Genomic DNA, 23,315 nt, shown 5'->3' on the forward strand with positions numbered 1-23,315 from the left:
CATCCCCCCTGCAGTACGAAGCGGGATCGGTACTTCGTGCCATCTTCACCGTAGATGGCAACTTCTCCGCGCCGGAAACGGCATTAGAAGTCAATCGATCAGCTTGAATGCTCAAAAGGCAAAACACCATGAAACCATTACTGATTCTTGCATTGGTCGGTATGTCCTCGTTCGCCCTCGCCGATGAGGTCAAGCCCGTCTCCACCCAGCCAGTGGCCCAGCAGTACGACTACTCGATGAACCTGGATATCAAGCGGGTAATCGACCTGTCGACCATTCCCAATGTCTGCGAAGTGGTGCCTGCCACCATGACCTATGAAGACCACCACGGCCAGGTGCATACCATCCAGTACCGTGCCATGGGCGGGGGCTGCCAGCAGGGTTGACCGGCTACAGGAGGTTCGAGCGCCCCCGCGCGGCGCTCGAACGCCGTGGGCCGTTATCGCCAAACGCACTGAGCCGCTGCTCGGCGGGCCACCCTCGTGGGGCGGGCCTGGTCTATCGTGGACGTGGGGAATTCGCACAGCCTTGCTGTGTGAACTGCCAGCCTGACTGCCACGGAGACAACACCCGATGAGCCTTGCCCCTGCTGCGCAAGCGCAACATGAGTTGTTGATCAGTCGCCTGATCGACGCCCCACCGGCCAAAGTGTTCCGCGCCTGGACCGAGCCCGAGTGGCTAAGGCAATGGTGGGGGCCGCATGGCATGAGCACCCCGGAATGCGAGATGCAATTGTGGCCCGGCGGCCTGTTCCGCACCTTGATGCGGGCGCCGGATGGCAGCGAGTACCCCACCCAGGGCGTGTTCCTGGAGATCGCGGCGCCGCGGCGCCTGGTGTTCACCGATGCTTTTGGCCCCGGCTGGGTACCGTCGAACAAGGCGTTCATGACCGCCGTGATCAGCCTGGACGAGGAACGGGGCAAAACCCGTTATACCGCCCGGGCCTGGCACTGGAATGCTGCCGATTGCAAGGCCCACGAGGACATGGGGTTCTACCAGGGCTGGGGTGAAAGCCTGGACCGCCTGGTGGAGTTGGTCACCCAGCGGATGCCAGACTGATGGTTGCCTGGGGGCGGGCATTCGCCCGCCGCAGGGCCGGTAGTGCCAGCGCTATGCTCAGCTGGCAACGAAATTCGGTGGCGACACCAGTTCCACGGTCTGCTGCTTGCGTGGCGCCAGGATTTCCGCTTCGCCCTGCACCACCAGCTCATCGTTCTGGTTGTACACATTGGTCGCGATGCGCACTTTGAACTTGGGCAGTTTTTCCAGAATTTCCAGGCGTACGGTGAGCGTGTCGCCAATCTTCACCGGCTTCTGGAAGCTCATCTGCTGGCCCAGGTAGATGGTGCCAGGGCCTGGCAGGGTGCAGGCCACTGCCGCACTGATCAACGCGCCGCTGAACATGCCGTGGGCAATGCGTTCGCGGAACATGCTCTTGGCCGCAAACTCGGCGTCCAGGTGCACCGGGTTGTGGTCACCGGACATCGCCGCGAACAGCTGGATGTCGCGCTCTTCGACGGACTTCTGGTATTGCGCCTTCTGGCCTACTTCGAGGGCTTCGTAAGGCGTGTTGGTGACCTGGGACATCGGGGTTTCCTTGAGCGGTAGGCGAGGGTGGCTGTCATTCACTGCGCACGGGCCGATCAATGGCCAGTGCCTGTTCAAGCCAGCCGACAATGTCGGCAGTGACCTCGTTACGGTTGGTTTCGTTGAGTACTTCATGCCGCGCTTCAGGATAGACGCGTAGCTGTACATGTCGATTGCCGGTGGCGCGCAGGGCGTCGGCCAGATGGGTAAGACGCTTGCCGGCACTGACCGGATCACAATCCCCACCCATTATCAGTATCGGCAGGTTCGGATCGATCTGTGCGAGGTTACCCGGCTGGCTGATCTGCGCCAAGCCTTGCAGCAGGTCCAGCCACAGCTGGTTGCTGCACCGAAAGCCGCACAGCGGGTCGTTGACGTAGCGGTCGACCTCGGCCGGGTCGCGGCTGAGCCAGTCGAATGCCGTGCGGTTGGGCTTGAAGGCCTTGTTGAACGCGCCGAAGGACAGCCATTCGATCACCGCACTTTTTCCCAGCGGCCCCTGGCGCCAGGCCTCCAGCCGCGCCACCAGCCGGGCCATGCGGTACAGCGCGGCAGGCTGGTAGTTGGAACCGCTCAGGATCGCCCCGTGCAGGCTGGCACTGTGGTGCAGCAGGTAAGCCTGGGCGATATAGCTGCCCATGCTGTGGCCGAACAGGAACAGCGGTGTGCCCGGGTAGTGTTGGCCAATGTACTGGGCCAGCCGGCCGAGGTCGTCGACCACGGCATTCCAGCCATGATGGCGGCTGAACAGACCCAGGCTGCCGTGCTCGGCGCTACGCCCGTGGCCACGCTGGTCAGCGGCGAACACGGCGAAGCCAGCCGCGGCCAGGGCCAGGCCCAGGCGCTGGTAGCGCCCGGCATGCTCGGCCATGCCATGGGCCAGCAAGACTACGGCTTTCACTGGCGTGGCTGGCAGCCATTGGTGCACGTACAGGCGGCAGTGCCCGCTGACGGGCAGCCAGAAAGCGTCGTGGGGCATGGCGGCTCCTTGTGCGCATGGGGTACCGGATCAGTGTATGCACAACCGGCCCGATTGCAGGAAGGGCACAAATAAGATTCACAATGTTAATGGCGGCACTTGGCGTATAGGCCACCCCGGGCTTACCTGCTAACGTCGAAGCAACGCCTGTTTGCCGGTTGGCGACCAGGTCAAGGATCCAAGGACGCAGTGCAGGTCCAGGCAGAGGAACAATAATAAATGCAAGCCGACTTCTGGAATGACAAGCGCCCGGCGGGCGTGCCTTCCACCATCGACATCAATGCCTATGCCTCGGTGGTCGAGGTGTTCGAGCGCTCTTGCAAGCGCTTTGCCGACCGCCCGGCATTCAGCAACCTGGGCGTGACCCTGACCTATGCGCAACTGGAGCGACATTCAGCCGCCTTTGCCGCCTGGTTGCAGCAGCACACCGACCTGCAGCCGGGCGACCGTATCGCGGTGCAGATGCCCAACGTGCTGCAGTACCCGATCGCCGTGTTCGGTGCCATGCGTGCCGGGCTGATCGTGGTCAATACCAACCCGCTGTACACCGAGCGCGAGATGCGCCACCAGTTCAATGACAGCGGCGCGCGGGCGTTGGTCTACCTGAACATGTTCGGCAAGCGGGTGCAGGCCGTGTTGCCCGACACCGGCATCGAGTACCTGATCGAAGCGAAAATGGGCGACCTGCTGCCCACTGCCAAGGGCTGGTTGATCAACACGGTGGTCGACAAGCTGAAAAAGATGGTGCCGGCCTACCACTTGCCCCAGGCACTCCCGTTCAAGCAGGTGCTGCGCCAGGGGCGCGGCCTGTCGCCGCAACCGGTGCCGCAGAGCCTGGACGACATCGCCGTGCTGCAGTACACCGGCGGCACCACCGGGCTGGCCAAAGGCGCCATGCTTACTCACGGCAACCTGGTGGCCAACATGCTGCAGGTGCTGGCGTGCTTTTCGCAGCACGGCCCGGACGGGCAGAAGCTGCTCAAGGATGGCCAGGAGGTGATGATCGCGCCGCTGCCGCTGTACCACATCTACGCGTTCACCGCGAACTGCATGTGCATGATGGTCACCGGCAACCACAACGTGCTGATCACCAACCCGCGGGATATTCCCGGCTTCATCAAGGAGCTGGGCAAGTGGCGTTTCTCTGCATTGCTCGGGCTCAACACCCTGTTCGTGGCGCTGATGGATCACCCGGGCTTTCGCCGGCTGGACTTCTCGGCACTGAAAGTCACCAACTCCGGTGGCACGGCGCTGGTCAAGGCCACTGCCGAACGCTGGGAGGCGCTTACCGGCTGCCGCATTGTCGAAGGCTATGGCCTGACCGAAACCTCGCCGGTGGCCAGTACCAACCCCTACGGTCAGTTGGCCCGGCTGGGTACGGTGGGCATCCCGGTGGCCGGTACCGCCTTCAAGGTCATCGATGATGACGGCAACGAGCTGCCGTTGGGCGAGCGTGGCGAGTTGTGCATCAAGGGGCCGCAGGTGATGAAGGGCTACTGGCAGCAGCCTGAGGCCACCGCCCAGGCCCTGGATGCGGACGGTTGGTTCAAAACCGGTGATATCGCCGTGATCGACGCGGACGGCTTCACGCGGATCGTCGACCGCAAGAAGGACATGATCATCGTCTCGGGTTTCAACGTGTACCCCAATGAGATCGAAGACGTGGTGATGGGCCACCCGCAGGTCGCCAACTGCGCGGCCATCGGCGTGCCCGACGAGCGTTCCGGCGAGGCGGTGAAGCTGTTCGTGGTGCCGCGCGAGGGGGGGCTGAGCGTGGATGAGCTCAAGGCCTACTGCAAGGCCAACTTCACCGGCTACAAGGTGCCCAAGCACATCGTGCTGCGCGAGTCACTGCCGATGACCCCGGTGGGCAAGATTCTGCGCAGGGAGCTGCGGGATATCGCTTGAGTCAGCTGCAAGCTACAAGCTACAAGCGGTGAATCAGAGCCTTTGGCGCGCTCTATCTTGCCGCTTGAAGCTTGTAGCTTGCCACTTTAAGCTAAATACTCTAAAAATGACCTAAATTGTTCATTGAGTCATTTTTGTGACCGTAAGGCCCGTTTTGGCCTCTAGGCGACCCCAGGCAAAGCTGTTACTCTCGGCCCGCTTTCAGATGATCCGGTTTGCAACGAACCGTCATCTCATATCAATAATAAGCGCATCGACGCGTGAATCGAACTTCGCTGTTGCTGAAGGAGTGGGCTTCCATGATCGAACATTTTTGGAAGGATAAGTACCCAGCCGGGATTACGGCGGAAATCAATCCTGACGAATTCCCCAATATCCAGGCAGTACTCAAGCAATCCTGCCAACGCTTTGCCGACAAACCGGCCTTTAGCAACCTGGGCAAGACTATCACTTATGGCGAGTTGTATGCGCTGTCGGGGGCATTTGCCGCCTGGTTGCAGCAGCATACCGACCTCAAACCGGGTGATCGCATTGCCGTGCAACTGCCCAATGTCCTGCAGTACCCGGTCGCGGTGTTCGGTGCCATACGCGCCGGGCTGATTGTGGTCAACACCAACCCGCTGTACACCGCGCGGGAAATGGAACACCAGTTCAACGACTCTGGCGCCAAGGCCTTGGTGTGCCTGGCCAACATGGCCCACCTGGCTGAGAAAGTGGTGCCCAAGACCCAGGTCCGGCACGTCATCGTCACCGAGGTGGCCGACCTGTTGCCGCCGGTCAAGCGCTTGCTGATCAACAGCGTGATCAAGTACGTGAAGAAGATGGTGCCGGCCTACCACCTGCCGCAGGCCGTGCGTTTCAACGCTGCGCTGGCACTGGGCAAGGGCCAGCCGGTAACCGAGGCCAACCCGCAGGCCAACGATGTGGCGGTGCTGCAGTACACCGGCGGCACCACTGGCGTGGCCAAGGGTGCCATGCTGACCCACCGCAACCTGGTGGCCAACATGCTGCAGTGCCGGGCGCTGATGGGCTCGAACCTGCACGAAGGCTGTGAAATTCTCATCACCCCGCTGCCGCTGTACCACATCTACGCGTTCACCTTCCATTGCATGGCTATGATGCTGATCGGCAACCACAACGTGTTGATCAGCAACCCGCGTGACCTGCCGGCGATGGTCAAGGAACTGGGTAAGTGGAAGTTCACCGGCTTTGTCGGCCTGAACACCCTGTTCGTTGCCCTGTGCAACAACGATGGGTTCCGTGCCCTGGACTTCTCGGCGCTGAAAATCACCTTGTCGGGCGGCATGGCCCTGCAGTTGAGCGTGGCCGAGCGCTGGAAGGCGGTGACCGGTTGCGCCATCTGCGAAGGCTACGGCATGACGGAAACCAGCCCGGTGGCCACGGTCAACCCTTCCGAAGCGAACCAGGTCGGCACCATTGGTATTCCGGTGCCGTCGACCCTGTGCAAGGTAATCGACGAGGCTGGTAACGAGTTGCCGTTGGGCGAAGTCGGCGAACTGTGCATCAAGGGCCCGCAGGTCATGAAGGGCTATTGGCAGCGCGAAGAGGCCACTGCCGAGATCCTCGACAACCAGGGTTGGCTGAAGACCGGCGACATCGCCTTGATCCAGCCTGACGGCTACATGCGTATCGTCGACCGCAAGAAGGACATGATCCTGGTCTCCGGCTTCAATGTGTACCCCAACGAGCTGGAAGATGTGCTCGCCGGTTTGCCTGGCGTGTTGCAGTGCGCGGCCATCGGGGTGCCGGACGAGAAGTCGGGCGAAGTGATCAAGGTGTTCATCGTGGTCAAGCCGGGCATGACCGTGACCAAGGAGCAGGTGATGGAGCACATGCGTGCCAACGTGACCGGCTACAAGGTGCCGCGCCATGTCGAGTTCCGCGATGCGTTGCCGACCACCAACGTGGGCAAGATCCTGCGCCGCGAGCTGCGTGATGAAGAGCTGAAGAAGCAGGGCTTGAAGAAGATCGCCTGACCCTGCGCTGCCCCTGTAGGAGCGGCCTTGTGTCGCGATGGGCCGCAAAGCGGCCCCGTCCATTTCAGCGCCCATGCCAAGATCCAGGGGCCGCTTTGCGGCCCATCGCGACACAAAGCCGCTCCTACAGCAAGGGCATGGGTTTTGGGCTCAGCGCAGTTTTTCCAGCATTTGGTAATACCACATGCCGGCCGCCAGCAGCGGGTTGCCCAGCAAGTCCCCCATCGGCACCCGCACATGCTTGCACTGGGCGAAGGTGTCGAACTGCTCGAGCGTACCGGTCAACGCCTCGGCCATGATCTCGCCCATGATGTGGCTGGTGGCAATGCCGTGCCCGGAATACCCCTGGCAATACCACACGTTGTCCGACAGCTTGCCCAGCTGTGGAATGCGGTTGACCACGATGCCCATGGCGCAGCTCCACTGGAACTCGATCGGCACGCCCTTCAATGCCGGGAACGTGCGCTCGATGCATGGCCGCAGTTCGCCTTCGATGTCCCGCGAGTCACGGCCGGAGTAGTTGGCGCCGCCACCGAACAGCAGGCGCTTGTCGGCTGTCAGGCGGTAATAGTCGAGCACGAAGCGGCAGTCGTACACCGCCAGGTCGTGGGGGTTGATCTGCTCGGCCAGTTCGCCCAGTGGCGCGGTGGTGACGATCCCGCCCATGGCCGGGAATATCTTGCCCTTGAGTTGGCGCTTTTCCAGCTTGTGGTACACATCCCCGGCCAGCATCACCTGGCGTGCCTCGACCCGGCCGTGGGCGGTAACCACCGCCGGGCGCGGGCCATGCACGATGTCCAGCACTTCGGAATTCTCGAACACCAGTGCGCCCAGGCCATGTGCGGCGCGGGCCTCACCCAGGCACAGGTTGAGCGGGTGCAGGTGCAGGTTGCGCAGGTTCTTCAAGGCGCCCATGTACAGTGGGCTCTGCAGGTGCTCAGCCACTGCCGCGCGGTCGAGCATTTGAACCTGCTCGCCCATGCCCCGGCGTTGCGCTTCGGCCTCGAACGCGCGCAGCTCGTTCATGTGCGAGGGTTTCATGGCGGCATGCAGGTGGCCACGCTTTAAATCGCAGTCGATGCCGTAGCGCGCTACGCGCTGCTCGATTACCTGGTGGCCACGCCAGCGCAGGTGCCAGATGAAGTCATCGACCTCGGCGCCCAGGTGGTTACGCATCTGTGAGCGCATGGCTTCGTCGCCCGACAGGCTGCCAGTGACTTGGCCACCGTTACGGCCGCTGGCACCCCAGCCTATACGGTTGGTTTCGACGATGGCCACCTTGAGGCCGCGCTCGGCCAGCTCGACTGCCGTGGCCACGCCGGTAAAACCGCCGCCGATGATTGCCACATCCACCTGCACCGTGCCCTTGAGTTGCGGGTACTCGGTAGGGTCGTTGAGGGTGGCGCTGTAGTAGGACGGCGCGCGCTGCGCCGGGCCTTTGTGCAATGCTGCGTTCATGGGTGTTCCTTGAGTGTTGAGGGGCTCAGGCCTGGTGCAGGTACCAGCGCCAGTCCTGTTCGCTGACTTCGGCCATGAACTGGCGGTACTCGGCGCGCTTGACCTTCAGGTACACGCCGAGGAAGTCCTCGCCCAATGCTTCGCGGGCCCAAGCCGATTGCTGCAAGGCGTCGAGCGCCGTCAGCCAGTCGGTGGGCAGGTGTTCGGTGGCCTGGGCATAACCGTTGCCTTGCACCGGTGCCCCTGGGTCTAGCTGTTCGCGAATGCCACGGTGGCTGGCTGCCAGGATCGCCGCCGCCGCCAGGTAGGGGTTGGCATCGGCGCCGCAGATGCGGTGCTCCACATGCCGGCTGTTGGCCGGGCCACCGGGTACGCGCAGGCTCACGGTGCGGTTGTCCACGCCCCAGGTGGGTGCCAGTGGTGCATAACTGTTGGCCTGGAAGCGGCGGAACGAATTGGCGTTGGGGCAGAACAGCAGCAGTGATTCGCGCAGGTGGCGCAGCATGCCGGCGACTGCCTGGCGCAGCAGCGGCGTGCCAGCCTTGTCGTCGCTGGCGAACAGATTGGTGCCGGCGTGGTCAGCCAGGCTCAGGTGCATGTGCATGCCAGTACCCGCCAGGTGCGCGAATGGCTTGGCCATGAAGCAGGCCTGCATGCCGTGGGCATGGGCCACGCCCTTGACCAGGCGCTTGTAGCGTACCGCCTGGTCCATGGCCTGCAGTGCGTCACCGTGCTCCAGGGTGATTTCCACCTGGCCGGGGGCGTATTCGGAAATGGCCGTACGGGCCGGGATGCCCTGGGCTTTGCAGGCGGCATACAGATCGGCGAGAAACGGCTCGATCTGTTCCAGTTCGCGCAGGCCGTATACCTGGGTGCTGCGCGGGCGCCCGCCGTCGTTGTCCAGTGCGGGCTGTGGGCGGCCCTGGGCGTCGCGCTGCTGGTCGAGCAGGTAGAACTCCAGTTCGCAGGCCATCACCGGGTGGTAGCCGTCGGCTTGCAGCGCCTCGATGGTGCGCAGCAGCACGTGGCGCGGGTCGGCGATGCTGGCAGGCAAACCCTCGCTCGGGTGCATGCTCACCTGCACCGCGGCGGTCGGCACCCGGCGCCAGGGCAACCTTGCCAGGCTGCCCTCGAGCGGGTAGGCGCGGCAGTCGATATCACCCACATCCCAGACCAGCCCAGAGTTTTCCACATCGTCGCCGTTCAGGGTCAGGCCGAGAATGGTACTGGGTAGTGGCCGGCCGCTCTGGTACACGGCCAGCAACTCGTCGCGGTGCAGCAGCTTGCCGCGGGGTACGCCGTTGGCGTCGAGAATGAACAGCTCGAACAACTCGATATCAGGGTTGTCGGCCAGAAAACGGGCGGCGTGCTCTACGGGGGCAAAATGCATGTTGGGTTCGCTCACGGCTGCGCAGGGCCACCGCACTGGCGGGCGGCCCGGCTGGGGCAAACGGCCAGAGGCTGGCCGGGTTTGGTCACAACGGCGTGAGGGCGGTATCCGGTGGGCGGGCGTGGCGGCAGTGCCACAAGGCCCAGAAGGCGAGGATGATGTGCACCAGCGGGTTTTCCCCGGCACGGCTGCGGGCCTTCGGTAGCGAAGGGCGGGGCAACGGTGGGGCGATGGGCTGGGCGGGCGTCATGGTTTTGATACTCACATGCGGCGTAAGGGTGATTAAAGCAGTGAATGGCAACCTTCACATAAGGACTTGCTAAACTTTCAGCCACTGTGCGATCCCTTGTAGGAGCGGCCTTGCGTCGCGATGGGCTGCGGTAGCAGCCCCCAAATCTGCGCCCCGGCACAAAACCACGAGGCTGCTGCGCAGCCCATCGCGACGCAAGGCCGCTCCTACACGGTGCGCGCCAGCCTGGACAGCAAAACAGGCGCAAATCTGCGACAATCGCGCATCCTCAGAATGCCGATCATGAAAAAGCAGGCTCACCTGCATCATTAAAAAGCCCCATGACTGACCACGCCATCGACAAATTGCTGCACAACCTCGACCACGCCATGATTGCCGACCGCCACCGCTTGCGGCGGCAATTGCATGAGCTGCGCAAGCGCCCAGACGAGGCCAAGCTGGCGCAGTGGGTGGACAAGGTCCAGGCCTCTTGTGCCCAGGTTACCGCGCGCCAGCAGAGCGTGCCGGTCGTGCGTTACGACGATAACCTGCCGATCGCTGCCAAACGCGACGAAATCAAGAAGGCCCTCGCCGAACACCAGGTGCTGGTGATCGCCGGTGAAACCGGTTCGGGCAAGACCACGCAGTTGCCGAAGATCTGCCTGGAACTGGGCCGTGGCAGCCATGGCCTGATTGCCCACACCCAGCCACGGCGCATTGCCGCGCGCAGCGTGGCGGCGCGGGTGGCCGAAGAGCTGGGTACGCCGCTGGGTGGGTTGGTCGGCTACCAGGTCCGTTTCGAAGACCAGAGCGACGCCAACACCCTGGTCAAGCTGATGACCGACGGCATCCTGCTGGCCGAAACCCAGCATGACCGCTTTCTCGAACGCTACGACACGATCATCGTCGACGAAGCCCACGAGCGCAGCCTGAACATCGACTTCCTGCTCGGCTACCTGAAGACCTTGCTGCACCGCCGGCCCGAACTGAAGCTGATCATCACCTCGGCGACCATCGACCTGGAGCGCTTCTCCAAACACTTCGACAATGCGCCGATCATCGAGGTGTCAGGCCGCACCTTCTCGGTGGAAACCTGGTACCGCCCGCTGACCAGCGAGCAGGACGAAGAGGGCAACCAGATCGAGGACGACCTGACGGTCGACCAGGCGATTCTCGCCACCCTCGACGAGCTGGCCCAGCATGAGCGCAGCCAAGGCAAAGGCCCTGGCGACGTGTTGATCTTCCTGCCGGGCGAGCGGGAAATCCGCGATGCCGCCGAGATCCTGCGCAAGGCGCAACTGCGCCATACCGAGATTCTGCCGCTTTACGCGCGCCTGTCGCCGGCCGAGCAGCAGCGCATCTTCCAGCCGCACACCGGGCGCCGGGTGGTGCTGGCCACCAACGTCGCCGAAACCTCGCTGACCGTGCCGGGCATTCGCTATGTGATCGACACCGGTACTGCGCGCATCAGCCGCTACAGCTACCGCGCCAAGGTTCAGCGCCTGCCCATCGAGGCGGTGTCGCAGGCCAGTGCCAACCAGCGTAAAGGCCGTTGCGGCCGGGTTGAGCCGGGCATTTGCGTGCGCTTGTACAGCGAAGAGGATTTCAACAGCCGGCCGGCGTTCACCGACCCGGAAATCCTGCGTACCAACCTGGCGGCGGTGATTCTGCAAATGCTGCACCTGCGCCTGGGTGCCATTGATGCGTTCCCGTTCATCGAGCCGCCAGATGGCAAGGCCATCAGCGACGGCTTCAACCTGTTGCAGGAACTGTCGGCGGTCAACCGCGAGAACCAGCTGACGCCTATCGGCCGCCAGTTGGCGCGCCTGCCCATCGACCCGCGGCTGGGCCGCATGCTGCTGGAGGGCGCACGCCAGGGTAGCTTGCAGGAAGTGTTGATCGTCACCAGTGCGTTGTCGGTGCAGGACCCGCGCGAACGCCCGCCCGAGCGCCAGCAGGCGGCGGACCAGGCGCACGCGCAATGGAAGGATGTGGACTCCGACTTCGCTGCGTTGGTGAATTTGTGGCGCGGCTTTGAAGAACAGCGCCAGGCGCTGACCGCCAACCCGTTGCGCAACTGGTGCCGCAAGCACTTTCTCAATTACCTGCGCCTGCGCGAATGGCGCGATGCCCATCGCCAGCTGGCATTGATTTGCCGTGACCTGCAACTGACGGTGAACAAGGAACCGTCCGACTACCAGAAGTTTCACAAGGCCATCCTCAGCGGCCTGCTCAGCCAGATCGGCCATAAAACCGAAGAGGGCGACTACCAGGGGGCTCGCCAACGGCGCTTCTGGGTACACCCGTCGTCGGGCCTGGGGCGTAAGCGCCCGCAGTGGGTGATGGCCGCCGAGTTGGTCGAAACCACCAAGTTGTATGCGCGGGTGGTGGCCCGGATCGAACCGGACTGGATCGAGCCGCTGGCCGGCCACCTGGTCAAGAAGAACCACTTCGAGCCGCACTGGGAGAAAAAGCGCGGGCAGGTCGTGGCCTATGAGCAGATCACCTTGTACGGCCTGATTCTGGTCGGGCGGCGCCCGGTGCATTTTGGCCCGATCGACCCGGCCACCTCGCGTGAGCTGTTCATCCGCGAGGGCCTGGTAGGCGGCGAGATCCAGTCCCGGGCCAAATGCCTGGCGGCCAACAAGCGCCTGCTGGAGCAGCTTGATGAACTGGAGGCCAAAGCGCGTCGGCGCGATATTCTCGCCGATGAAGAAACGCTGTATGCGTTCTACGAGGCGCGCCTGCCCGAAGAAATTCACCAGACCGCCACCTTCGATGCCTGGTACCGCATGGGCAGCCAGAAGGACGCCAACCTGCTGATCATGCGCGAAGAGGACGTGCTGGCGCGTGAGGCCAGCGAGGTCACGGCGGCCCAGTACCCCGACAGCCTGCAGGTGGGCGAACTGCGCCTGCCGCTGACCTATCACTTTGAACCGGGGCACCCGCGCGATGGCGTGACCGTGCGCGTGCCTGCGCCGTTGTTGCCGAACCTGCCGGGTGAACGCCTCGAGTGGCTGGTGCCGGGCCTGCTCGAAGCCAAGTGCGTGGCGCTGGTACGCAACCTGCCCAAGGCCCTGCGCAAGAACTTCGTGCCGGTGCCCGACTTCGTCAAGGCGTCGCTGGCACGCATGCCGTTCGCCCAGGGGGCCTTGCCCCAGGCCCTGGGCCAGGAATTGCTGCGCATGACCGGTGTGCGTGTAGCCGACGAGGCCTGGGCCGAGTCGGTGAGCCTGGTCGAGGGCCACCTGCGCATGAATATCGAGGTGGTCGACGGCCAGGGCAAGTTCCTGGGCGAGGGCCGCGACCTGGCCGAGCTGACTGCCCGTTTTGCCGCCGCCAGCCAGGCCGCGTTGGCCGTACCGCGCACGGCTGACGCCGAAAAGCCGGTGCAGGCCAAGGCCTTCAGCCCCGTGGCGCAGACCACCCAGCAAAAGATCGCCGGCTTGTCGATGACGGTCTACCCGGCATTGGTGGACGAAAACGGCACGGTGCGCGAAGGCCGCTTCTCGACCCAGGCCGAAGCCGAGTTCCAGCACCGCCGTGCCTTGCAGCGGCTGCTGCTGCAGCAACTGGCCGAGCCGGCCAAGTTCCTGCGGGGCAAGCTGCCGGGGCTGACCGAACTGGGCCTGCTGTACCGCGAGCTGGGGCGTGTCGAAGCGCTGGTCGAGGACATTTTGCTGGCCAGCCTGGACAGCTGCATCCTCGAGGGTGAACAGCCCTTGCCACGCGAGGGTGCGGCCTTGGCGGGGCTGGCCGAACGCAAGCGCGGCAGTTGGGCCGAGCACGCCGAGCGCCTGGCCCGGCAGACGCTGGAAGTGTTGAAGCTGTGGCACGGCCTGCAGAAGCGCTTCAAGGGCAAGATCGACCTCAGCCAGGCCGTGGCGCTGAATGACATCAAGCAGCAGTTGGGCAACCTGGTGTACCCAGGGTTCGTGCGCGAAACCCCGGCCACCTGGTTCAAGGAACTGCCGCGTTACCTCAAGGCAGTGGAACTGCGCCTGGAGAAACTCGGTGCGCAGGTGCAGAAGGACCGGGTATGGAGCGGCGAGCTGGCCAACCTGTGGGCGCAGTACAAGGCCCGCGCCGACAAGCATGCCCAGGAGGGCAAGCGCGATGAGCAACTGACCCTGTACCGTTGGTGGCTGGAGGAATATCGGGTGTCACTGTTCGCTCAGCAACTGGGCACCAAAGTGCCGATTTCTGACAAAAGATTGAGCAAGCAGTGGGGCCAGGTGGAAGGCTAAACTTCCACAGTTGTGGCAGTATTGATGCAATTTGGGGCCGCCTGGCGGCCCTTCGCGGGTGAGCCCCTCGCCCCTAACTTGGCACTAAAGTGCCACTAGGCTGTCCTATTCCCGCCAGCGCCCCCGTGGCGATGGCCTTCGAACAGAGGAACGACCGTGCATAACGTCGTGATCAGCGGCACCGGCCTGTACACCCCGGCCCAGAGTATTTCCAACGAAGAACTGGTGGCCTCCTTCAACGCCTGGTCCCAGCAGTTCAACCAGGACAACGCCGCCGCCATCGAGCGTTGCGAAGTCGAAGCGGCGCCCTTGTCGGATGCTGCGTTCATCGAAAAGGCTTCGGGCATCAAGAGCCGCTTCGTCATGGACAAGGCCGGCATCCTCGACCCGCAGCGCATGAAGCCGCGCCTGCCGGAGCGTTCCAACGACGAACCCTCGGTGCTTTGCGAAATGGCCGTGGCCGCTGCCCACCAGGCCTTGCAGCGTGCGGGCCGCACGGCTGCTGACATCGACGGCGTGATCGTCGCCTGCTCCAACCTGCAGCGCCCGTACCCGGCCATCGCCATCGAAGTGCAGCAGGCCCTGGGCATTCAGGGCTTTGCCTTCGACATGAACGTAGCCTGTTCCTCGGCCACCTTCGGCATCCAGACCGCAGCCAACAGCGTGGCCCTGGGCCAGGCGCGTGCAGTACTGATGGTCAACCCCGAGGTGTGCACCGGGCACTTGAACTTCCGTGACCGCGACAGCCACTTCATCTTCGGTGATGCGGCCACCGCAGTGGTGCTCGAGCGCGCCGACAAGGCCAGCTCGGCGCACCAGTTCGATATCGTCAGCAGCAAGCTGTGGACCGAATTCTCCAACAATATCCGCAACAATTTCGGCTTCCTCAACCGTGCCGCGGAAGAGGGGCAGGGCGCTGCGGACAAGCTGTTCATTCAGGAAGGCCGCAAGGTGTTCCGCGAGGTGTGCCCGAAAGTGGCCGAACTGATCGGTGAGCACCTGCAGGAAAACGGCCTGAACCCAAGCGATGTGAAGCGCTTCTGGTTGCACCAGGCCAACCTCAGCATGAACCACCTGATCGTCAAGAAGCTGCTGGGGCGAGAAGTGGCCGAGGAAGACGCCCCGGTGATTCTGGACCGTTACGCCAATACCAGCTCGGCAGGCTCGGTCATTGCCTTCCACCTGTACCAGGATGACTTGGCCAAGGGCGCTTTGGGGGTGTTGAGCTCGTTCGGTGCGGGGTATTCGATTGGCAGTGTGATCCTGCGCAAGCGCTGATTACCTGGTCTGATCCGAGATAGCCGGGGCCGCTTTGCGGCCCATCGCGACACAAGGCCGCTCCTACAGCAAATCGCGTACCTGCAAAGGGCGCATTCCCCTGTAGGAGCGGCCTTGTGTCGCGATGGGCTGCAAAGCAGCCCCAGCTATTTCTTTCACAGGCAAAAAAGAGCGGGAAACGCCGGATGGGGTCGGCATTCCCCGCTGTTGCGTGTTTAGAACTTGGCTTCCAGGTCTAGCTGCAGGGTATCCACGTCCGCATTGCTGTTGGGCAGGTTGGAGTAGTCGGTCTTGGCCATCAGGTAGGTTGCACCTACGCCGAAGTTCTTGTCGATTTCATAACCGACCTTGAACTTGTGGCCACGCGAACCTGTGAAGCCGGCACCGAAGTCAGAGTCGGTGAACAGGCTGACCACACCGTTACGCTGCACGTCGCGGTAGTTGTAGTCCAGGCTCCAGGCGCCGATCTTGCTCTTCAGACCGGCCAGCCAGGCTTTGTCCTTGCCGTCGGTGCTTTCGGTATTCTTGACGAACTGGCCGTAGGCAGACAGCGGTATGGCAAAGCCGGTGAAGTCGACCTGACCGAAGCCTTCCACCAGGTTGAACTCGTTGGTGGTGTTGCCCAGCGAGGCCAGGGCGGCCGAAGCCTTGTCGTTGTCGTAGCCGTAGATGCTGCCGCCCAAGGTCACCTTGACGGTGTCGGCTGCGTTGAACCTGGTGCCCAGCTGGCCTGCGTACAGCTGCGCGTCATGCTTGAACTGCACGCCGTCGCCATCGACGTTGTCTTTCAGGTTGTAGTGACCAAGGCTGCCGAAGACTTCAGCCGGGCCAACGTTCATCTTGTAGGTAGCTGCCACACCTTCCGGGTTGATGTCGCTGTCCCAGATGATGTCGCCCATGCTGACCCACGGCTGGTTCATCTTGCCGCCGATCAGGTGCAGGTTGGGCACGGCAGTCGGGTGCCAGTCGAGGTAGGCCAGGTCGACCCACAGCGATTTCTTCTCGAAGTAGTTGTCCAGGCTCTGGTTGGTCGAGCGGGCATCGGCGCTGCTGCCGGTGGCCACACGCACGCCGGCGTCGACTTGCGGGTTGATCTCGCTGTAGAAGCCGACACGGGCACGTACGCGCTCACGGTCCTGGTTGCCACTGCGGGAGATCGGGTTGTCGACGTTGACGTCTTCGTAACGCAGGCGCACATCGCCCTTGATCTGGGTCTTGGCGGCCCATGCCACTTTTTGTTCAAAGGCGCTCATACGTTCGGACTGAGCTTTCTGGTCGGCCTTTTCCTTGGTTTCTTTTGCCAGATCGCCTTGCAGTTCATTGTACTGCGCCTGGTTGATCGAGCCGTTGGCGCGCAGCATTTCGAGCAGCTTGGCGTCGACAGCAGCACTGGCCGGGGCACTCAGGGCCAGCATCATGCCGGTGAGGCTCATTCCGGTAAGTGTAGAAACAAGACGCATAAGGTTCTCCCTACTGAAAAAATGGGGGAGGCTCAAGCGCCTGCCCCTGTGTTGGCATGTCTTCGGAAAGGGCCTGAATAGACAGGTTCTGGTGTTCCGGAAAACAGGCGCAAGTATTGCGAGGGGCGGTGACAGATTAATGTCTGATTAGTGGCACTGTTGTTAAGTAAGTGAGAAGAAAAGGGGCAGCCTGGCGTTCATCATTTGAGTGACGCGCCTGGGTTGGGGATACTGAACGCCTCCCGACTGCGAGCCAAAACCGTGACCAGCCTGTACAGCCTTGCCCATTTGCGTGATCTTCCGGCGGCCACCTGGGATGCCTTGGTGCCTGCCGGCCAACCCTTCCTGCGCCACGGCTTTCTCAGCGCCATGGAGGACAGCGCCAGCGTTGCTCCCCAGACGGGGTGGGCTGCCGAGCACCTGGTGCTGGAGCGTGACGGGCAGGTGCGGGCGCTGTTGCCGGCCTACCGCAAGTGGCATTCGTTTGGCGAGTACGTGTTCGACCACGGTTGGGCCGATGCCTGTGAGCGGGCCGGCATTGCCTATTACCCCAAGTTGCTGGGGGCGGTTCCGTTCAGCCCGGTCAGCGGCCCGCGTTTGCTGGCCGACGACCCGGCCGATGGGCTGCTGTTGCTGCAGGCGTTACCTGAGTACCTGGGCAAGGGCGGGCTGTCGGGTGCCCACATCAATTTCACCGATGCGGCGCTGGACCAGCAGTTGGCCGGCCTGCCGGGCTGGCTGGAGCGCCTGGGCTGCCAGTTTCACTGGCAAAACCGCGGCTACCGCGACTTTCAGGACTTTCTCGACAGCCTCAGCTCGCGCAAGCGTAAGCAGATGCGCAAGGAGCGCGAGCAGGTGGCGGGGCAGGGCATCGATTTTCGGTGGTACCGGGGCAATGAACTGGACGAGGCGCAATGGGACTTCGTGTTCCGCTGCTACGCCAACACCTATGCCGTACGGCGCCGTGCGCCCTACCTGACCCGTGCGTTCTTTAGCCTGCTTGCCGAGCGCATGCCCGAGGCGCTTCGGGTAGTGATGGCCCGCCAGGGCGGGCGGGATGTGGCCATGGCCTTGAGTCTGGTGGGGGGGGACAGCTTGTTTGGCCGCTATTGGGGTTGCCTGGACGAATTCGACCGGCTGCATTTCGAAACCTGTTTCTACCAGGGCATGGACTTCGCCATTGCCGAAGGTTTGCAGCGCTTCGATGCCGGTGCGCAAGGTGAACACAAGCTGATTCGCGGGTTTGAGCCGGTGCTGACGCGGTCGTGGCATTACCTGTTGCACCCTGGGTTGCGGCGGGCGGTGGAGGATTTTCTGGTGCAGGAGCGGGAAGGGGTGAAGGGTTATGCCGAGGAGGCGCGGGGGATGTTGCCTTACCGCCGGGACTGAGAGACTTGAATTGCTTGTAATGGCCCTTTCGCTGGCAAGCCAGCGATAGGGCCATTACAGGCGTCAGTCAACCCCGACAAAGCCCCCGGTCTGGTGGTGCCACAACCGGGCATACAGCCCCTGCTGTTGCAGCAGTTCACTGTGGCTGCCAAGCTCGACAATGCGGCCTTTGTCCAGCACCACCAGCCGGTCCATCCGGGCAATGGTGGAAAGCCGGTGGGCAATGGCGATCACCGTCTTGCCCTGCATCAGCGTCTCCAGGCTTTCCTGGATTGCTGCCTCGACCTCTGAGTCCAGCGCCGACGTGGCTTCGTCCATGATCAGGATCGGCGCATTCTTCAGCAGTACCCGGGCAATCGCGATACGCTGGCGCTGGCCGCCCGACAACTTGACCCCGCGTTCGCCCACATGGGCATCGAAACCGCTGCGGCCTTGGGCATCCGAGAGCTGTGGGATGAACTCGTCGGCGCGGGCACGGTGCACGGCTTCCTGAAGTTCGGCATCGCTGGCGCCGGGGCGGCCGTACAGCAGGTTGTCGCGGATGGAACGGTGCAGCAACGAGGTGTCCTGGGTGATCATGCCGATCTGCGCGCGCAGGCTGGCCTGGCTGACTTCGGCAATGTCCTGGCCGTCGATCAGGATGCGCCCGCCCTGCACGTCGTACAGCCGTAGCAGCAGGTTGACCAGGGTCGACTTGCCAGCCCCGGAAGGGCCGATCAAGCCGATTTTCTCGCCGGGGCGGATGTCCAGGTTCAGGCCTTCGATCACGTTGCTGGCCTTGCCGTAATGAAAGTCGACATTGTCGAAACGTACAGCGCCACGGCTGACTTTCAGGGCCGGGGCGTTGGGCCGGTCGGTGACGGTGACAGGCTGGGCGATGGTCTGCAGGCCATCCTGGACCATGCCGATGTTTTCGAAGATGCCGTTGACCACCCACATGATCCAGCCGGACATGTTGACGATGCGGATCACCAGGCCCGTGGCCAGGGCAATGGCGCCGACGGTTATCAGCGATTGGCTCCACAGCCACAGCGCCAGGCCGGTGGTGCTGACCACCAGCAGGCCGTTGAGGGTGGTGATGACCACGTCCATGCTGGTAACCACCCGCGAGGCCAGTTGGGTTTTCTCGGTCTGTTCGCGGATCGCTTCGCGCGCGTACTGCTGCTCGTGATCGGTGTGGGCGAACAGCTTCAACGTAGCGATGTTGGTATAGCCGTCCACGATACGCCCCATCAGTTTGGAGCGGGCGTCGGATGAGATCACAGAGCGCTCTTTCACCCGGGGTACGAAGTAGCACAGCGCGCCGATGTAGCCGACGATCCACAGCAGCAGTGGCAGCATCAGGCGCCAGTCGGCCTCGGCGAACAGCACCAGCGAGGTAACGGCGTAGATCAGCACATGCCACAGCGCGTCCACCGCCTGCACGGCGGAGTCACGCAGCGAGTTGCCGGTTTGCATGATGCGTTGGGCAATGCGCCCGGCAAAGTCGCTCTGGAAGAAGTTCAGGCTCTGCTTGAGCACGTAGCTGTGGTTTTGCCAGCGGATCAGGCTGGTCATGCCGGGGTTGATGGTCTGGTGCACCAGCAGGTCGTGCAGGCCGAAGAACAGCGGCCGCAACAGCAGGATCACAACCAGCATCCAGGCCAGCTCGCCTTTGTGCTCACTGAAGAAGTTGACGTTGGGTGTGCCCTGGGCCAGGTCGATGATGCGGCTGAGGTAGCTGAACATCGCTACCTCGATCAGCGAGGCGAACAGGCCGACTACCAACAGCGCCAGGAAGCTGGGCCAGACCTGGCGCAGGTAATACAGGTAGAACGCCCACACGGTGCTCGGCGGCGATTCGCTGGGTGCTTCGCGGAAGATGTCGATCAGTTGCTCGAAACGACGGTACAGCATGGGTAGCGACACTCCTGTTCCAGCCTGCCTTCAGGCGGTTGCACGTCCCTGTGCAGCCTGCGGTCAGTCGATACGTTTGGCCGACTTGATGAACACCGGGTCAGCCGGCACATCGCGCATGCCTTTCTTCACGGTAGTGGGCGAGTTGACGATCTGGTCGACCACCTCCATGCCTTTGGTTACCTTGCCGAACACGGCGTAACCGGCATCGCGGCCCGGGTTGAGGAAATCGTTGTCGGCGACATTGATGAAGAACTGGCTGGTAGCCGAGTTGGGGTTGGAGGTGCGTGCCATCGACAGGGTGCCGCGGGTGTTCTGCAAGCCATTGCTGGCTTCGTTCTTGATCGGGTCCTTGGTGTCTTTCTGCACCATCTGCTCGGTAAAGCCGCCACCCTGGACCATGAAGCCGGGGATTACCCGGTGGAAAATGGTGTTGTTGTAGAAGCCGCTGTCGACGTACTGCAGGAAGTTCTTCGTGCTGACCGGTGCCTTCTCGGCGTTCAGCTCGATTTCGACCTGGCCGAAGCTGGTGTCCAGCAGCACGTGCGGGGTCTTGTCGGAGGCCATGACGCTGGTGGCGAAGGCGAGTGAGCAGGCGGTGAGCAGGAGTTTTTTCAGCATGGGCTCAAAGATCCTTGAGGGGTGGAAGCGGCTGCGAGGAACTGCAGCAGGGTCTGGTTGAAGACCTCGGGTTGATCGAGGGGGGTAGCGTGCCGGGAATCGTCGACGACGACCAGCCTGGCGCTGGGGATCAGGGCGACATAGCGTTGTTTCAGTTGTATCGGCGTGTAATCGTGGTCGGCGGCAATCACCAGGGTAGGACACTGGATCTGGCCGATGCGTTCCTGCACGCCCCAGTCGACGATGGCATCGAAGCTTTTGAGGTAGGCGCGCTTGTCGTTGCGCGCCCAGCGCTGGGCCATTTTCTGCCGCAGCGCGGCCTGCTCGGGTTTGGGGAACAGCCGTTCGGCCAGGCCTTTGCCCACGGTTTCGACACTCAGGACGCGTGCCAGGCCCCAGCGCTTGAGCCACCACAACCAGTCGCTGCGGCTGCGGCGCTTGACCTCGGGGGCACTGTTGACGATGCACAGGCTGCGCAGCCACTGAGGGTGGTCGACGGCAAACTGGAAGCCGACCATGCCGCCCATCGACAGGCCAACGAAGTGCACCGGGCCGGTGTGCAGGTGTTCGAGCAGGGCCAGCAGGTCGGCACTGAAGGTTGCAATGTGGTAGCCGTCCTGTGGCTTGTCGGAGCGGCCGTGGCCACGGATGTCCATGAGGATCACCCGGTAGTGCTGGCTGAGCACGGGCACCTGAAGCTCCCAGTCCTGGCTGCTGGAGCCCAGCCCATGCAACAACACCAGGGGTTGGCCTTGGCCATATTCCTGGTAATGCAGCGTGCATCCTTCGTGTTCGAAGTAGGCCATGGGCGCGGTCCTTTCAAGCTTGCGGGGGGGCTGCGAAGGGCACGTCCAGCGGCGCAGTGTCGAAGTTGCGCAGCAAATCGATGAGAATCTGCGTGGCCGGGCCCAGGGTCTTTTCCTTGCTCGAATAAAGGTAGAACAGTGGGTGGCGGCTGCCACCCTGGTCCAGCGGCAATGGCTTGAGTACGCCTTCGCGCAGCTCGCGCTCGATCATGTGCCGGGGCAGCCAGGCAAAGCCCAGGCCGCTGCTGACGAAGGTGGCGGCGGTGCCCAGGCTACCGACGGTCCAGCGCTGTTCGGCACCCAGCCAGCCAACGTCGCGTGGCTGGGCCCGGCCAGAGTCGCGGATCACCACTTGCAGCTGGCTTTCCAGGTCCTGGAAGGTCAGTTCACGGCCCAGGCGGTGCAAGCTGTGTTCGGGGTGGGCAACGGCAACGAACTCCACGGCACTCAGCTCGGCGCCCAGGTAGCCGCCGATGCTGTAGCTGCTGATGGCCAGGTCGGCGATGCCTTCGTGCATCACTTCTTCCACGCCCGACAGCACTTCTTCACGCAGGCGCACGCGGCAGCCACGGCTTTGCGGCATGAAGGCGGCTAGCGCGCGCACCAGCCGGGCGCTGGGGTAGGCGGCGTCGACCACCAGGCGTACTTCGGCTTCCCAGCCCTGCTCCATGTGGTGGGCCAGATCCTCGAGCTGGCTGGCCTGCTTGACCAGGTGGCGCGAGCGGCGCAGCAGCACACTGCCGGCTTCGGTCAGCACCGCCTTGCGGCCGTCGATGCGCAACAAGGGCACGCCCAGTTGTTCCTGCATGCGGGCCACGGTGTAGCTGACCGAAGATTGCGAGCGGTGCAGGGCCTCCGCAGCCTGGGCAAACCCGCCATGGTCGACCACTGCTTGCAGGGTCCGCCACTGGTCAAGGGTTACGCGCGGCGCTTTCATCTTTCGCTCCTGTTGTCCTAAGCTGCGCTCTTTGCAAGGAGAGCGGCCATGAAGAAATGTTGTGCGGCAATATTGATGTGCCTGCCCCTCGGGGCCATGGCTTATCCCATCGATGTGGACAAGGACCTGGACGGGGTCAAGCTCGACTACACCGCCTACGACACCGCCTACGACATTGGCGCCATTACCCTGAACAACTATGGGCAGGTCGCCGCAGCCTGCAAGGTGACCTTCCGTAATGGCCCGGAGGCGCCACGGGTGCGCCGGGTGAACGTAGCGGCCGGGAAGAGCGCCGACGTTACGGCCAAATTCAACCGGCAGATCATCAAGCTGCGCATCACCTTGCAATGCCGTGCGGAATAAACTGATTAATCGATAGGTTGAACCCACTTTTTACGCTTTTTTATCGATAGGTCAAGCCTTAATCTCACCTCCATCGAATCGCAACCCTTTTGCCGATGGAGGCACCGCCCATGGCCCACGTACTGATCATCGAAAGCAGCGCCCGCCAGCAGGATTCCGTTTCCCGCCAGCTGACCCAGGACTTCATTGCGCAATGGCAAGCTGCCCACCCGGCCGATCAGATCACGCTGCGCGACCTGGCGCTGAACCCGGTGCCGCACCTGGATGCCAACCTGCTGGGCGGCTGGATGAAACCCGAAGCGCAGCGCAGCGCTGCCGAGCTGGAGGCCCTGGCCCGCTCCAACGAACTGACCGACGAATTGCTGGCGGCCGATGTGCTGGTAATGGCTGCCCCCATGTACAACTTCACCATCCCCAGCACCCTGAAGGCCTGGCTGGACCATGTGCTGCGTGCCGGCATCACCTTCAAGTACACCCCGACTGGCCCGCAAGGCCTGCTGACCGGCAAGCGCGCCATCGTCCTGACCGCCCGTGGCGGCATCCATGCCGGTGCCAGCAGCGACCACCAGGAACCGTATCTGCGGCAGGTGATGGCCTTCATCGGTATTCACGATGTCGACTTCATCCATGCCGAGGGCCTGAACATGAGCGGCGAGTTCCACGAAAAGGGCCTCAACCAGGCCAAGGCCAAACTGGCGGCGGTGGCCTGAACGTTATCGAATTCCCAACCCTGACACCTGTTTTTGCTCCTTTGGGTGTACCTGCCCGGC

19 protein-coding genes are annotated in these 23,315 nt (G+C 63.1%); 9 read left to right on the forward strand and 10 right to left on the reverse strand.

The genetic code is table 11. The features are described from left to right. The first annotated feature begins 128 nt into the window (after positions 1–128). Together K4A76_RS07285 and K4A76_RS07290 are read left to right on the forward strand one after the other, a co-directional pair. Positions 129–386 (forward strand): DUF2790 domain-containing protein, encoded by a 258-nt coding sequence (locus K4A76_RS07285; protein WP_274411838.1) that lies wholly within the window; start codon positions 129–131, stop codon positions 384–386. Between the two features lie 187 nt (positions 387–573). Next, positions 574–1,059, forward strand: a complete 486-nt coding sequence (locus K4A76_RS07290) for an SRPBCC family protein (RefSeq protein ID WP_009686768.1) — start codon at positions 574–576, stop codon at positions 1,057–1,059. A 57-nt stretch (positions 1,060–1,116) separates the two neighbouring features. On the opposite strand, the gene K4A76_RS07295 is transcribed toward K4A76_RS07290, so the two are convergent. Together K4A76_RS07295 and K4A76_RS07300 are read right to left on the reverse strand one after the other, a co-directional pair. After that, on the reverse strand, positions 1,117–1,587 hold the full coding sequence (locus K4A76_RS07295; protein WP_009686767.1) for a MaoC family dehydratase: 471 nt from the start codon (positions 1,585–1,587) through the stop codon (positions 1,117–1,119). Positions 1,588–1,621: 34 nt separating this feature from the next. Then, the gene (locus K4A76_RS07300) at positions 1,622–2,566 is read right to left on the reverse strand and encodes an alpha/beta hydrolase (RefSeq protein WP_274411841.1); all 945 of its coding nucleotides are present in this window, start codon (positions 2,564–2,566) and stop codon (positions 1,622–1,624) included. A 219-nt stretch (positions 2,567–2,785) separates the two neighbouring features. On the opposite strand from K4A76_RS07300, the gene fadD2 reads away from it, so the two are divergent. Together fadD2 and fadD1 are read left to right on the forward strand one after the other, a co-directional pair. Beyond that, entirely contained in the window at positions 2,786–4,474 is a 1,689-nt protein-coding gene (gene fadD2 / locus K4A76_RS07305) for a long-chain-fatty-acid--CoA ligase FadD2 (protein ID WP_274411842.1), read from the forward strand. Between the two features lie 299 nt (positions 4,475–4,773). Further along, positions 4,774–6,471 (forward strand): long-chain-fatty-acid--CoA ligase FadD1, encoded by a 1,698-nt coding sequence (gene fadD1, locus K4A76_RS07310; protein WP_274411843.1) that lies wholly within the window; start codon positions 4,774–4,776, stop codon positions 6,469–6,471. A gap of 150 nt (positions 6,472–6,621) precedes the next feature. Here fadD1 and K4A76_RS07315 read toward each other — a convergent pair whose 3' ends face one another. The 3 genes from K4A76_RS07315 to K4A76_RS07325 all read right to left on the reverse strand — a co-directional run bounded on the left by K4A76_RS07315 (position 6,622) and on the right by K4A76_RS07325 (position 9,569). Continuing rightward, the gene (locus K4A76_RS07315; protein WP_029885384.1) at positions 6,622–7,929 is read right to left on the reverse strand and encodes an NAD(P)/FAD-dependent oxidoreductase; all 1,308 of its coding nucleotides are present in this window, start codon (positions 7,927–7,929) and stop codon (positions 6,622–6,624) included. 25 nt (positions 7,930–7,954) lie between these two features. Beyond that, the gene (locus K4A76_RS07320) at positions 7,955–9,319 is read right to left on the reverse strand and encodes a glutamine synthetase family protein (RefSeq protein WP_115293581.1); all 1,365 of its coding nucleotides are present in this window, start codon (positions 9,317–9,319) and stop codon (positions 7,955–7,957) included. Positions 9,320–9,404: 85 nt separating this feature from the next. Beyond that, a complete protein-coding gene (locus K4A76_RS07325; protein WP_009686760.1) occupies positions 9,405–9,569 on the reverse strand; it encodes a hypothetical protein in 165 nt (54 codons plus the stop codon). Between the two features lie 320 nt (positions 9,570–9,889). Between K4A76_RS07325 and hrpA the strand changes: the two genes are divergently transcribed. Both hrpA and K4A76_RS07335 read left to right on the forward strand, forming a co-directional pair. Next, entirely contained in the window at positions 9,890–13,795 is a 3,906-nt protein-coding gene (gene hrpA / locus K4A76_RS07330; protein WP_274411844.1) for an ATP-dependent RNA helicase HrpA, read from the forward strand. 156 nt (positions 13,796–13,951) lie between these two features. Next, positions 13,952–15,073 carry a beta-ketoacyl-ACP synthase III gene (locus tag K4A76_RS07335; RefSeq protein ID WP_274411845.1) on the forward strand — a complete coding sequence of 374 codons (1,122 nt, stop codon included), beginning with the start codon at positions 13,952–13,954 and terminating at the stop codon, positions 15,071–15,073. Positions 15,074–15,288: 215 nt separating this feature from the next. Here the strand turns inward: K4A76_RS07335 and K4A76_RS07340 are convergent, their stop codons facing one another. After that, positions 15,289–16,533, reverse strand: a complete 1,245-nt coding sequence (locus tag K4A76_RS07340; protein ID WP_274411846.1) for a putative porin — start codon at positions 16,531–16,533, stop codon at positions 15,289–15,291. Between the two features lie 261 nt (positions 16,534–16,794). Here K4A76_RS07340 and K4A76_RS07345 point away from each other — a divergent pair, with 261 nt between their 5' ends. Then, positions 16,795–17,922: a GNAT family N-acetyltransferase gene (locus K4A76_RS07345; protein ID WP_110677789.1), complete on the forward strand. Its 1,128-nt coding sequence runs from the start codon at positions 16,795–16,797 to the stop codon at positions 17,920–17,922. A 63-nt stretch (positions 17,923–17,985) separates the two neighbouring features. Here the strand turns inward: K4A76_RS07345 and K4A76_RS07350 are convergent, their stop codons facing one another. From K4A76_RS07350 to K4A76_RS07365, 4 genes are all read right to left on the reverse strand, one after another. Further along, a complete protein-coding gene (locus K4A76_RS07350; protein WP_274411847.1) occupies positions 17,986–19,818 on the reverse strand; it encodes an ABC transporter ATP-binding protein in 1,833 nt (610 codons plus the stop codon). Between the two features lie 63 nt (positions 19,819–19,881). After that, the gene (locus K4A76_RS07355; protein WP_009683102.1) at positions 19,882–20,439 is read right to left on the reverse strand and encodes a peptidylprolyl isomerase A; all 558 of its coding nucleotides are present in this window, start codon (positions 20,437–20,439) and stop codon (positions 19,882–19,884) included. After that, positions 20,433–21,245 (reverse strand): alpha/beta fold hydrolase, encoded by an 813-nt coding sequence (locus tag K4A76_RS07360; protein WP_274411848.1) that lies wholly within the window; start codon positions 21,243–21,245, stop codon positions 20,433–20,435. The genes K4A76_RS07355 and K4A76_RS07360 overlap by 7 nt, the downstream gene beginning before the upstream one ends. Before the next feature lie 13 nt (positions 21,246–21,258). Beyond that, positions 21,259–22,182, reverse strand: coding sequence for a LysR family transcriptional regulator (locus tag K4A76_RS07365; protein WP_009683100.1), 924 nt, complete (start codon positions 22,180–22,182; stop codon positions 21,259–21,261). Between the two features lie 48 nt (positions 22,183–22,230). On the opposite strand from K4A76_RS07365, the gene K4A76_RS07370 reads away from it, so the two are divergent. After that, positions 22,231–22,545: a hypothetical protein gene (locus K4A76_RS07370; RefSeq protein WP_054890628.1), complete on the forward strand. Its 315-nt coding sequence runs from the start codon at positions 22,231–22,233 to the stop codon at positions 22,543–22,545. Between the two features lie 110 nt (positions 22,546–22,655). After that, complete coding sequence (locus K4A76_RS07375) at positions 22,656–23,255, forward strand: FMN-dependent NADH-azoreductase (RefSeq protein WP_054882185.1); 600 nt, start codon at positions 22,656–22,658, stop codon at positions 23,253–23,255. Positions 23,256–23,315 lie beyond the last annotated feature (60 nt).

Source organism: Pseudomonas sp. NEEL19, from assembly GCF_028751975.1.
Classification (GTDB): domain Bacteria; phylum Pseudomonadota; class Gammaproteobacteria; order Pseudomonadales; family Pseudomonadaceae; genus Aquipseudomonas; species Aquipseudomonas juntendi.